This window comes from Tardiphaga sp. OK245, from assembly GCF_900108575.1.
Classification (GTDB): Bacteria; Pseudomonadota; Alphaproteobacteria; order Rhizobiales; family Xanthobacteraceae; genus Tardiphaga; species Tardiphaga robiniae.
The window spans coordinates 290,886-302,929 of the sequence record NZ_FNWZ01000003.1 but is presented as its reverse complement, the minus strand read 5'-3'; the positions used below and the strand labels follow the sequence as shown (position 1 = coordinate 302,929).

Below are 12,044 nucleotides of genomic sequence, written 5' to 3'. Positions count from 1 at the left end.
ATGAAACTGCGGTGATGAACCAAACAGTTGGTTCGTCACCGCCACAGCTGGCGCTTGAAACCTTTGGCTCCATTCATCGTATCTATCCCATGCGCGCACCATTCCTTACCCTCGGCATTCTCGCTTTTCTGATCGGCACCCTCTGGATCGGCCAGGGCACCGGGCTCGTGAACTGGCCGAAATCCAGTTTCATGATCAGCCAGATGCAGTGGGCCTATTACGGCGCTGCCCTCGCCGCGCTTGGCGTCGGACTGATGGGACTGGCGCTCGTGCGGCGCTGACGCCCCCTTCCATCTTCCCGCCAGTCTTGCGATGATCCGTCCCAGACGCGCCATAGAACGCGTCGGACACAATGCATGGCGGGGGCGGACATCTTTTGACCAGCAATCTCTTCGACCTCACCGGCAGGGTCGCCATCGTCACCGGCGGCAACACCGGAATTGGCCTCGGCATGGCGCGTGGGCTCGCGAATGCCGGTGCCACCCTCGCGATCGCCGATCGCAACAGCGATAATGCCGCTCAGGCAAAAGCCGAACTGGAGACGTCAGGACATCCGGTACTCGCATTGACGACCGATGTTACCGACCCGAACTCGATCGCGCAGACGGTGTCCGCAACGTTGAACGCGTTCGGCCGCATTGACATCCTCGTCAACAATGCCGGCATCAGCATCTCAGCGCCAATCGAAGACATGACGCTGGCCGACTGGCAGCAGGTCATCGACGTCAACATGACCGCGCCTTTCATCTGCGCGCAGGCTGTCTACCCGGCGATGAAAGCCGCAGGCCGCGGCAAGATCATCAATATCGCCTCGGTGTTGGCCACGCTCGGCGCCGGCGGCGCGGCGAACTACGCATCAAGCAAAGGTGGCATCCTGCAATTCACCCGCGCGCTGGCGACTGCCTGGGCTGCGGACAACATCCAGTCCAACGCCATTCTCCCCGGCTGGATCGACACCGACCTGACCAAGCGCGCCAAGGACATCCGACCCGAACTGCACGATCGCATTCTCGGGCGTGTACCGGCACAGCGCTGGGGCAGGCCTGATGATCTTGCGGGCGCGGCCGTGTTTTTGGCCAGCGCGGCTTCCGACTTCGTCAACGGTGCCGCGCTCACGGTCGATGGCGGCTTTTCAATTCAAGGCTGATGCAATGAGGACAACACCATGACTGCAGGACTGTTCGATCTCTCCGGCAAAGTAGCCATCGTCACCGGCGGGAATGGCGGCATCGGGCTCGGCATGGCGCGGGGTCTGGCGCAGGCCGGCGCCGCCATCGCCGTGGTCGGACGCAACCAGACGAAATCCAAGGATGCCGTCGCGGAGCTGACCGAGAGCGGCGCCAGAGCGGTCGCCATTGCGGCCGATGTGACCGACAAGACCGCTGTCGATGGAATGATCGCACGCGTGCTGAAAGAACTGGGCCGCATCGATATCCTCATCAACAATGCCGGCATCAACATCCGCAAGCCGCCGCACGAGATCGCACTCGACGAATGGGACAGCGTGATCAAGACCAATCTCACCAGCGCCTTCGTCTGTTCGCAGGCGGCGCATCCCGCGATGAAGGTCGCGGGCGGCGGCAAGATCATCAATATCGGCTCGATGCTGTCGATCTTCGGCGCGTCTTTCGCGCCAGCCTATGCCGCCAGCAAAGGCGGCATCGTCCAGTTCACCCGCTCCTGCGCGGTCGCATGGGCGCCGCACAACATCCAGTGCAACGCCGTTCTGCCGGGTTGGATCGATACCGAACTGACACAGAATGCGCGCCGTGAAATCGACGGCCTGCATGACAAGGTCCTGGCACGAACGCCCGCCGGCCGCTGGGGCGCGTCGGGAGATTTCGCGGGCATTGCCGTGTTCCTGTCGTCGCGCGCCTCGGACTTCGTCACCGGTACGGCAATCCCCGTGGACGGCGGCTTCTCGGTGCAGGGATAATCTGTCTTAGGCTTCTGGCGACTGCACGTGCTCCGGTCGTACGCCAATGGCCAGGAAGCGCGCGGTCAGTCCCTGCAGCAGCGGAAACGCGCTGACCAGGCGCATGATCAGCGGCGGCGTCAGCGGCTCGCCGCCCTTGGCCAGTGCACGGCTGATGATGTTGTTTTGCATCACGACCTGCATGCCCTGTGTCGCGCGCATCGGGAATTCGCGGCGGCGACGCACCGCGCCGAGGTCGTCCTCGGTCACCGGTCCCTTCGCCAGCTTCGCCGCCAGCAGGTTAGCGGTCGCGACGGCGTCCTGCACCGCGATATTCACACCGACGCCGCCAACCGGGGACATCGCATGCGCGGCGTCGCCGATGCACAACAGCCCCGGCCGGGTCCAGCGCTTGAGCCGATTGATCGCGACGGTCAGTAGTTTGACGTCGTCCCAGCTCTTCAGCTCTTCGATATGCGCGGTCAGGATCGGCGCCAGACGTGACGTTTCGGCACGGAAAGCCTCAAGGCCGCGCACCTTGATCTCCTCATAGTGCCCCTTGGCGATCACATAAGCGCATTGCCAGTAGTCCCCGCGATCGATGGTCACCATCATCTTGCCGGGCTCGAGCCGCGCGAACACGCTCTCGGTCTCTGCGCCCTTGGCAACGCGAAACCACAAGATGTCCATGGGCGCACCGATGTCTTCGACCTCCAGCTTCGCCGCCGGCCGCACGATCGAATGCCGGCCATCGCAGGCCACTGTCAGATCGGCATGGATCTCGACCGGCCCCTGCTGCGTGATGGCCTTGACGCCGACCACTTGCTCGCCCGACCAGATGAGATCGGTCGCCTCGGTGTTCATCATCACCTTGAGATGCGGATAGCGCTGCGCTTTGTCGCGCAGGAAATTGAGGAAATCCCACTGCGGCATGAAGGCGATAAACGGATACTTCGCGCTGGTGCGGCTGATATCCGCAATGCGCAGCTTATGCGTTCCGAAGAAGCCATCCATCTTCTGGATACGATCGTGCTTGATCTTCAAGAAGTCGTCGATCAGGCCAAGCTCGTCCATCACCTGCAGCGTCGATGGATGCACGGTGTCGCCGCGGAAATCGCGGAAGAAGTCGGCGTGTTTCTCGATAACGATCGTATCGACGCCGGCGCGGCCGAGCAGATAGCCGAGCATCATTCCGGCAGGGCCACCGCCAACGATGCAGCAGCGCGCGGTCAGCGAGTTCTCGTTCGCGCCTGCAGCCATTCGCTACTCCTCCGGCGAGTCGAATTTCTTGATCAAGGAATGCGAGCTTGCGATAGTCGAAATGCCGTGGTTCGCAGGGCGGTGTCGATCATGCTCATCGATTTCCCGAACGTCGGAAGCTCTTGGTTTCGGAGATGCTGCCGTCCCGGAACGTCAATTCGACCGATACGAACTTCGTCGAGGCCGGGATTTTGATGTAGGTCTCGGCATCCGACGGCGTCGCAATGGGGTCGCGCAGGTCGCAGGGCGGGAATTTCAGCAGCTTGTCCGGCACGGCGCTATCGATCCCGACGCGGGCCTCGCGAATGGCACAGCGATACGACATCAGATGCGTATAATACATCAGGGGCGTGTTGTAGCCACCGAAGGCAAGCCAGCTTCCAGCGGTCATATCGAGGATCTTGCGCTGGTCGCGAACCAGCGCCGCCTCGGGATCGAAGCGGATCGGAAACGGGCCCTGCATCTCGCCGTTCGCGTCGACGTAACGCAGATAGATCGTCGTCGCCGCTGCATCGGCGTCGAGCTGGACCGCCGGATTCGGCATTCGCTTGCGCGTGCGCGGATCGAGCGTGTCCATGAAGCCGGTCTCGCGGAAATTACCTCCCTCGCCCATCCGCCAGGAGATACCCAGCGTCGGATCGGCGATCGAGAACATCACGGTCCAGCCCCCATTGTGGCGCGAGAAGCTGGCGATCGGCGCGTTCACCGCATCGTTGGCCGGCGGCAGTTGCGGAACGTTGACAGGCGGCAGCGCAGCGACCTGCTGCAGCGGTTCGGCCGGCCGCGCATCGGCCTGCTTGAGCGCCACACCATTGAGAAAGACGTCATCGACCATCTGGTCGAAATACACCGGCACCTGACGGTGCTTCACGGTCTCTGCCATCTCGCTGACGGTCCGCCGGGTGCGCTGCGCGACCTGCACGAGGTTCAGCGATGGCTCCTGCAGCTCCTTGATGAAGGCGCGCGTGAAAACTGAATTCGGATCGGTGTCGTTGTTCGACAAACGATCCAGCGCGGTCTGCCGCGGCCCGGCCGAGAAGATCGAAAACACGCCTTCCGGGAGCGTCGTCATCGGAGCGAGGCCACCGCTGCCGGCCACAGCGCGGGTGCCAGCGCGCTCGAACGGATTGTTGCGACAGGCGTCGAACACCAGAATCGACGTCCGCGCGCCGCGCATCTGCAGCCGCGTTACAATCCGGTCGGCGAGAATCGCTGAGTCGCGCACCAGCTCTTCTTGCCCTTCCGTGGCGGCAGGGACATCCGTGGGCAGCAGGAAGTTCTGGCCGGCGATCTCAAAGCCGTGCCCTGCAAAAAAGAAAAAGGCCGTGTCGCCTTTTTCAATCGTCGAATCGAAAGCGAGCAAGGACTGACTGAAGGCTTGTCGGGTCTGGTTCTCGGCCACCATGACACTGAAGCCGAGATTCTTCAGTGCGTCCCCTATGCTGCGGGCGTCATTCACGGCCTTCTGCAGCTTCGGCACATTGCGATAGTCGTTATTGCCGATGACCAGCGCCACGCGTTTTGCAGCAAAAGCCGGCGCTGTCGAAAGTGCCGCCGCTGCCAGCGTTGCCAGCAGAATCAAAAGCCGTCGCATTGTTCTATCCCCGCCCCGCCAGCACATATATCCGTGTGGCTCGACCGCGTCATTGTCTGCCTTGGTCGAGGCAGAACTGCGGCCGGTTCAAACCGAGGTCTAGCCGTTACCACCCATTTTGTCCTGCCTGCTCAGGCAGATCATCTGCCTGCCGATTGCAGCCCCGCTGCCACATTTTCCGCCTTAATCTCCGCTAGCCCGAGCCCCAATCAGAGTCAGGAGATCGTTGTGAAATCACTCGTCCTCGCAGCCGCGCTGTTGCTTCCCACCATGGCACTCGCGCAGGATGCGGCCCCCGCTACCGCGGCGAAACCGCCGGCTGCCGCCGCCAAACCGAAGCGCGCCCCGGTAGCCGCCAAGCCTGCACAGACCACCCCGGAAGTGCTGGATATCAACCAGATCATCGGGATCCGCCAGGTCGATCCGGCGACGTATGAGGTCGATGCCCGTCTACAGAGCGGCAGCGAGGTGCATCTGCGCATGAATGCTTTCGTGATGCAGAATCTCGGGATGCAGCTAGGCACTTACGGCAAATAGTCAGCCTGCGGTATCCCTCTCACGCGCGCCGGAATAAGTCGACTTCCGGACGGCTCGGCGTGCGCTCTCGATCAGGGGTGATGAGGTACCACATGTCGCGAAGTCCTGTGGATAAGGGTTACGCGGCCAATCATCGACATGATTGCCCCGACATGTGCTATGTGACAATTCATCAGGTCCGGAGCCAATCCGGGGAGCAATTGCTAAAACCGGCTCCTGCTACAGGCAACCAATGTCAGGAAGCGCGCTTCAGGAACTTTGCGTTCCTCGTAGCTTGGCGATTTGAGGATGGGATTTTTTAGACTGTAAGATTTCAGGCAGTTTTAATCACCCGCCCGAAGCCCGCTACGACTGGATACCTGACGACCAATGGCAAAGAAGATGATTACGCCCGGGCACGAGTTGCTGCTTCGGGTCAACAAGGCATTTCTCGACCACGGCTATGCCGGCCTGTCGATGGTCGGTCTCGCGAGAGAGTGCGGCTTCACGCAGCGCGCGCTCTATTACTATTTCAGCAACAAGGAAGAGGCATTTCGTGCCTCGATCGGCCATCGCAATGAAGTCGCGATAGCGCAGGCACTCGAGGCCGGCCAGAATATCCGGGAAAGTGGCGGCAGCGCACTCGACATCTTTGCGACGATCATCGACCTGAGATACGGCGAAACCCGTCGGATGCTGACATTCTCACCGCATACCGTCGAGCTCAATGCGGAAGCCTTTCGGCGCTGCCGCGATCTCATGATCGAGTCCGCAATCGCCTTCCAGGCCGAGCTGGAAAAGCTGATTATCGATTTCCACTACAGCAAGCTGCTGATCCTGACCGGCCGTTTTACGGCCGCGCAGATCGCGCAGGCGCTGGCCGACGGCGGACGGGCTGTCAATCAGGCACTCCCTCCGATCGCAGCGAATGACTTCTCGGCGCGCTATCGCCAGACCTGCGAGATGATCCTGTATGGCTGCGCGGCAACGCCGACGCAGATTTGAGACGCTGCGGTTCGCCGCCACATACCCTCCTCTCGACTCATCCAGCTCCATCGACATATGGTCCGCGCGGGCAGCGGAGGACGCGCATTGCGTTGCCGCTATGAGATGCGGGGCGTCAGATGAACGACCAGGTGCGGACGCACGGGGCGCCAGCGGGCGCAGCCGTGCCAACTATTGCGGCACGCCTGGACGGGCTGCCAGTCTCGCCGCTTCACCTCGGCATCTTCGCGCTCTGTGCCTTCGGCCTGTTCGCAGACATCGCCGAAGTGGCGCTCAGCAATGCCTTTTCCGGCATCTTCCTCGCGCCGCCCTACAGCATCTCGCGCGGCGAGCTCTCGCTGTTGTTGGCATCGGTCTTTGCCGGCGGCGCCGTTGGTGCGCCTGTGTTCGGCTGGATTGCGGATCGCTATGGCCGCCAGATCGCGCTGCAGAGCGCGCTTGCCGTCCTGGCGCTGAGCTCGCTCGCCGTCGCCGCCAGTCGCGATGTGGCAACCATGACGGCTTTCCGCTTCATCTCCGGCCTCGCCATCGGCGGCTATCCGCCTTTGACATCGGCCTATCTGTCAGACCTACTGCCGCCCCGGCGCCGCGGCCTTTTGATGATGCTGTGCGGCGCGCTCGCCTTTCTCGGCGCACCGGCAATCATCCTGATGATCCGCTGGCTGACGCCCATCGCGCCATGGGGCATCGAGGGCTGGCGCTGGGCTTTGATCTTCGGCAGCGCGTGCTCGACCCTGACAGCCCTGCTGTTCTTCCTGGTGCCGGAATCGCCGCGCTGGCTCGCATCGGTCGGACGCGACGCCGAGGCTGATGCCGCCTGCCGCCGCTTCGAGGCATCCGCGCGTCAGCCATCACCGCCGGCGATCTCCGCTCCCGAAACTATTGCGACCAGATCCAGCGGCTTCCGAGCGCTCGCCCGCGATCGGATCAGCCTGCGGCGCACAGCGCTCCTTGCCGCGCTCTATGTACTCGGACCCTGGGCCACCATTGGCTTCCCGCTGCTCAGCGCCGCGGTGATGGTGCAGAAGGGATTTCATGTCAGCGAGTCCCTGCTGTTCGCGGGACTTACGATGTTCGGTCCATCGATCGGCATCGCGGCGGCATCGGCCTTCGTCGATCGTATCCCGCGGCGCCTCGCTCTGGTCGCCTGTGCCGTGGTGATGATCGCAACTGGGCTGACTTTCGCTGTCAGCACGGTGCTAACGCCGCTCATCGTCACCGGCATCGTGTTCAACCTCGCCAGTGCCGTCTACAGCGCCGTGCTTAGCCTCTACGCTGTCGAGCTGCTGCCGACGCATCTGCGCGCTTCGGCCACCGCTGGCGCATGGGGCCTCGGCCGCGTCGTATCGGCGCTGGTACCGATCGCGCTGCTGCCGCTGCTCGGCAGCCACGGTCCGATCGCGATGTTCATGGTGATCTCGACCGCGCTGTTACTGAGCGGCGCGCTCATCGCCATTGCCGGTCCACCCGGCCGCGAACGCAGGCCGGTCGACTAACAGTCAGCGCTGCATCGACGTCACACGCAACGTCGCGTAGCGGCCGTCCGGCGGGGCCCCAAGCCCCCGCCAATATCCCGATTTTGGCCCTTTTCCGCTAAAACATTAAGCTTTTTGGGATGTTCCAGGGTGTGGCGGATTGACTTTGGCCGATTCCAGCCTATGTTCCGGCTCGACGCGGCCCGGTATCGAAACGCGATATCTTGAGTAAGCCGCCTGTCAGCGCCCAGCGTCTCCGTGCATGTTTGCGTGCCGCTCCGGGGATAAGCGCTGCAGTATTTCCCGAGAATCCAAGCGGCGGTTTCGACCTGAGGCGTGATTCCGAACGGTGATCATCCGGATACCGGATCAGATCATGCCCCCATACAGAGGCTCAATGTCCTTCTCCAATCTCGGCTTGTCCGACAAGGTTCTCGCCGCCGTTGCGGCCACCGGTTACACCACCCCAACCCCCATTCAGGAACAAGCGATTCCTCATGTGCTAGCGCGCAAAGACGTGCTCGGCATCGCCCAGACCGGCACCGGCAAAACCGCTGCCTTCGTTCTCCCGATGATGACCATGCTGGAAAAGGGCCGAGCCCGCGCCCGCATGCCCCGCACGCTCATTCTCGAACCGACCCGCGAACTGGCCGCACAGGTCAAAGAGCAGTTCGACAAATACGGCGTCGGCCAGAAGCTCAACGTGGCGCTGCTGATCGGCGGCGTCTCGTTCGGTGATCAGGACAGCAAACTCACCCGCGGCGTCGATGTGTTGATCGCCACGCCGGGTCGCCTGCTCGACCATACCGAGCGCGGCGGACTGCTTCTCACCGGCGTCGAATTGCTGGTCATCGACGAAGCCGACCGCATGCTGGACATGGGCTTCATCCCCGACATCGAACGCATCTGCAAGCTGGTGCCGTTCACCCGTCAGACTCTCTTTTTTACGGCGACCATGCCCGCCGAAATCCGCCGCGTCACCGAGACCTTCCTGCATAATCCGGTGAAGATCGAAGTCTCCAAGCCCGCCTCCACCGCCGTCACCGTGACCCAGTCGCAAGTGGCCGTCGGCCGCGAGCCGCACGAGAAGCGCGAAGTGCTCCGGGCCCTTCTCCGCGAAGCCACCGACCTCAAGAATGCGATCATCTTCTGCAACCGCAAACGTGAAGTCGCGTTGCTCGCCAAGTCGCTCCAGAAGCACGGCTTCAGTGTCGGCGCCCTGCATGGCGACATGGAGCAGTCGGCCCGCACAGCCGCGCTGGACCAGTTCCGCAAGGGCGAGCTGCCGATCCTGGTGGCTTCCGACGTCGCCGCCCGCGGTCTCGATATTCCCGCCGTCAGCCACGTCTATAATTTCGACGTCCCGCATCATTCGGACGACTACGTGCACCGCATCGGCCGTACCGGCCGCGCCGGCCGCACCGGCTCCGCGATCTCGCTGGTGTGCCCATCCGACCAGAAGTCCATGCTGGCGATCGAAAAACTGATCGGCCAGTCGATCCCCAAGGTCGAAACTTCCATAGCGATCTCCGAGCCTGTCGAAGGCGAAACCGCTGAGGCGTCGCGCCAGTCGCGCAACCGCACCAGCAATCGCGAAGCCAATGCCGAACATCCGCGCAGCAGCCGCAACGATCAGCCCCGCGAAGGCGGACGGGATCGCAAACCGCGCCGTGAGCGTGGCCCGCGCCGTGAAGGTGGTCGTTCGGAAGGCGGCGAGCGCAGCCCGCAGGCGCAACCCGCGGAAGCCGCTTTGGCAGCACCGGTCGTGGCAGCGGCAGCCCCGCAGGCGCAGCGTCCCCCCTCCATCGGCCGCGCCGAAGCGCCACGTTCGCGCCGCGAAGACAACGAACCGGCGGATCATTCGCACCTGCCGGCCTTTCTGTTGCGTCCGATCCGGGCACGCGCATAGGTAGTATCGCGCCAGGAACGTTTACTTGCCGTTCACTCTCGTCCCCTAATCTGAATGCGATATTTTTAACGAATTTGCATTTCAGAGGACCGCGTATACACGCTGTCCACGAGGGCACAGAACGTGACCGGCATCCTGGACGAACAAGAGCGGACTTTGGCCTTTGCCGAAGTCGCGCTGGGCCAAATTCGCTCGCTCCGCCAGACGGCGATTCCGCGCAATTATGAGATCTGGTACGTCTACGCGACTGGCTACAATTCGGCGCTCAACAAAGTCATCAATGAGACGCTGGCACGCAATGGCCGGCTGACCGAAGCCGATCTCGACCTGATCCACGACACTTATCTCTCACAAATTCGCACCACTGATCGCATCGATCAGGTCGGCGCCCGCGTCATCGGCGAGATCGACGACGTGATGGCGCTCATCACCGATGCTCTGGGCATGACCACGAACTTCAATGCCAGTCTGGATGGTGCCAGCAAGGATTTGTCGCGGGCGCACGATCCCGCTGCGGTGAAAGCCGTGATCGAAAGGCTCGTCAAATCCACCCGTGAAGTGCATGACACCAACAAGGCGCTGGAAGAGCGGCTACTGTCCTCGAAGAGCGAGGTCTACACGCTGCAACAGAGCCTCGAAGCGATCCGCGCCGAAAGCCTGACTGATCCCCTCACCGCGCTCGGCAACCGCAAATATTTCGACCGTGCGCTGATGGCGGCAATCGATACCGCGGTGAAGCGCGGCGAACCGTTGTCGCTCCTGATGCTCGACATCGATCACTTTAAGTCCTTCAACGACAATTATGGCCATCTCACCGGCGACCAGGTGCTGCGTCTTGTCGGCCAGTCATTGAAGCAGACCATCAAGGGCCAGGATATCACCGCGCGCTATGGCGGCGAGGAATTCGCCGTGGTGCTACCGAACACGCCGCTGCGTCAGGCGCTCACCGTTGCCGATCACATCCGCCGCGCCGTGATGTCAAAGGAGCTGAAGAAAAAATCGACTGGCGAGATCCTGGGACGCGTCACGATTTCCGTCGGCGTCTCGATGCTGCAGATCGGCGACGATATGGAATCGCTCATCGGCCGTGCCGACGCCTGTCTCTATGCCGCGAAGCGCAGCGGCCGCAACCGCGTGATCTGCGAAGTCGATCCGGAATATTCTGCGGAGCTGCAGTTTCAGGTGGCATGACGCCCCACACTTGGCTTCACCATTCGCAAGGAGACGCCGCGCAAGCGCACGGCTCCTCAGGATGAGGATTTCCGCTTCTTTGCGGCTTTACTGGCTTTCTTGCTGGCGACCGTCTTAACCGCAGCCTTCTTGGCGGCCTTCTTTTTCGCCGCGGTCTTCTTCACGACCTTCGCTTTCTTCGTTGCCCGCTTCTTGCTTGCTTTTGCCAGCGATGCACGGATCGCTGCGGCATGCGCGACCCTCGCCCATTCGGTGACTTCATCGGGATCGTCATAGAGCCGTTCCGGCAGCTGCCAATAGGATCCGATCATCCGCAGCTTGCCGCGCATCTCATACTGAAAACACTGCGAGCCCTCACTCTCGAAACGCGGGATCGAGATTTCATCGGCACGCAGATAGACCGCGCCGCGCAGCACCAGCGCGAAGTTGATGCCATCGGCGGAAATGCCAAAGCCGGAAAACATCCGGCGGATCGTTACCGGGCCAAAGCCGGCGAAAAGTTCACTGAGGAAATCGCGGTCCATGGCGGAAGTGTAGGATGAGCCGCGCAATTACGGAAGCGACTACTACATGCCCTCTCCCCACGTCATGGCCGGACTTGATCCGGCCATCCATCTTCCCTTTAGCAAGGCCCCAAACTGAATGCCCGGGACATCTAGCGAAGCCGCGCTTCGCGCTTTGCCTGGGCACGACAGCGTTTTAAATTGAGAGATCGAAGGCTAACGCCCTCAGCCGTCGATCTTCGCCGGCGTCAGTTGCACGGACTCGCCGCAGCCACAGGCCGAGATCTGGTTCGGGTTGTTGAACACGAACTGGGCCTGCATGCGGTCGGTCTTGTAGTCCATCTCGGTGCCGAGCAGGAACAGAACGGCCTTAGGATCGACCAGGATCTTGACGCCCTTGTCCTCGACGATTTCGTCGGTCGGCTTGATGTCGTGGGCATATTCGACGGTGTAGGACTGGCCGGCGCAGCCACCGTTCTTGATGCCGACGCGCAGGCCGACGATCTCGGAATCCGCACGCTCCGTCAGCTCCCGGATCCGCGTTGCGGCAGCATCGGTCAGGCGCATCACCTGCGGGCGGGGACGCGGCTTCGGCTTCGCAGCCGGTGCGGTTGGCGTTGGTGTCATCTCAGTCATGTGTTCAGTCCCTTCGGCGGTTCAAGGCCGCCATAGGAAT

At 62.3% G+C, this 12,044-nt stretch carries 12 protein-coding genes; 8 read left to right on the top strand and 4 right to left on the bottom strand.

The window, feature by feature from the left end; all coding sequences use genetic code 11:
• Positions 1 to 14: 14 nt before the first annotated feature.
• The 3 genes from BLW80_RS14005 to BLW80_RS13995 all read left to right on the top strand — a co-directional run bounded on the left by BLW80_RS14005 (position 15) and on the right by BLW80_RS13995 (position 1,936).
• Positions 15 to 281: a hypothetical protein gene (locus BLW80_RS14005; protein WP_502688601.1), complete on the top strand. Its 267-nt coding sequence runs from the start codon at positions 15 to 17 to the stop codon at positions 279 to 281.
• A 95-nt stretch (positions 282 to 376) separates the two neighbouring features.
• The gene (locus BLW80_RS14000; RefSeq protein ID WP_093758432.1) at positions 377 to 1,147 is read left to right on the top strand and encodes an SDR family NAD(P)-dependent oxidoreductase; all 771 of its coding nucleotides are present in this window, start codon (positions 377 to 379) and stop codon (positions 1,145 to 1,147) included.
• Positions 1,148 to 1,165: 18 nt separating this feature from the next.
• Positions 1,166 to 1,936 carry an SDR family NAD(P)-dependent oxidoreductase gene (locus BLW80_RS13995; RefSeq protein WP_093758431.1) on the top strand — a complete coding sequence of 257 codons (771 nt, stop codon included), beginning with the start codon at positions 1,166 to 1,168 and terminating at the stop codon, positions 1,934 to 1,936.
• 6 nt (positions 1,937 to 1,942) lie between these two features.
• On the opposite strand, the gene BLW80_RS13990 is transcribed toward BLW80_RS13995, so the two are convergent.
• Together BLW80_RS13990 and BLW80_RS13985 are read right to left on the bottom strand one after the other, a co-directional pair.
• Positions 1,943 to 3,175 carry an FAD-dependent oxidoreductase gene (locus tag BLW80_RS13990; RefSeq protein ID WP_093758430.1) on the bottom strand — a complete coding sequence of 411 codons (1,233 nt, stop codon included), beginning with the start codon at positions 3,173 to 3,175 and terminating at the stop codon, positions 1,943 to 1,945.
• A gap of 94 nt (positions 3,176 to 3,269) precedes the next feature.
• Complete coding sequence (locus BLW80_RS13985) at positions 3,270 to 4,769, bottom strand: caspase family protein (protein ID WP_093758429.1); 1,500 nt, start codon at positions 4,767 to 4,769, stop codon at positions 3,270 to 3,272.
• Positions 4,770 to 4,997: 228 nt separating this feature from the next.
• On the opposite strand from BLW80_RS13985, the gene BLW80_RS13980 reads away from it, so the two are divergent.
• The 5 genes from BLW80_RS13980 (at position 4,998) to BLW80_RS13960 (ending at position 10,865) form a co-directional block, all read left to right on the top strand.
• Positions 4,998 to 5,306 carry a hypothetical protein gene (locus tag BLW80_RS13980; RefSeq protein ID WP_093758428.1) on the top strand — a complete coding sequence of 103 codons (309 nt, stop codon included), beginning with the start codon at positions 4,998 to 5,000 and terminating at the stop codon, positions 5,304 to 5,306.
• 369 nt (positions 5,307 to 5,675) lie between these two features.
• Entirely contained in the window at positions 5,676 to 6,290 is a 615-nt protein-coding gene (locus tag BLW80_RS13975) for a TetR/AcrR family transcriptional regulator (protein ID WP_093758427.1), read from the top strand.
• 119 nt (positions 6,291 to 6,409) lie between these two features.
• Positions 6,410 to 7,786 carry an MFS transporter gene (locus BLW80_RS13970; protein WP_093758426.1) on the top strand — a complete coding sequence of 459 codons (1,377 nt, stop codon included), beginning with the start codon at positions 6,410 to 6,412 and terminating at the stop codon, positions 7,784 to 7,786.
• A 376-nt stretch (positions 7,787 to 8,162) separates the two neighbouring features.
• Positions 8,163 to 9,674, top strand: a complete 1,512-nt coding sequence (locus BLW80_RS13965; RefSeq protein WP_093758425.1) for a DEAD/DEAH box helicase — start codon at positions 8,163 to 8,165, stop codon at positions 9,672 to 9,674.
• Between the two features lie 123 nt (positions 9,675 to 9,797).
• On the top strand, positions 9,798 to 10,865 hold the full coding sequence (locus BLW80_RS13960) for a GGDEF domain-containing protein (protein WP_093758424.1): 1,068 nt from the start codon (positions 9,798 to 9,800) through the stop codon (positions 10,863 to 10,865).
• A gap of 56 nt (positions 10,866 to 10,921) precedes the next feature.
• Here BLW80_RS13960 and BLW80_RS13955 read toward each other — a convergent pair whose 3' ends face one another.
• A complete protein-coding gene (locus BLW80_RS13955) occupies positions 10,922 to 11,389 on the bottom strand; it encodes a TfoX/Sxy family protein (protein ID WP_093758423.1) in 468 nt (155 codons plus the stop codon).
• Positions 11,390 to 11,593: 204 nt separating this feature from the next.
• Positions 11,594 to 11,995 carry a HesB/IscA family protein gene (locus BLW80_RS13950; RefSeq protein ID WP_089264676.1) on the bottom strand — a complete coding sequence of 134 codons (402 nt, stop codon included), beginning with the start codon at positions 11,993 to 11,995 and terminating at the stop codon, positions 11,594 to 11,596.
• Positions 11,996 to 12,044: the final 49 nt, after the last annotated feature.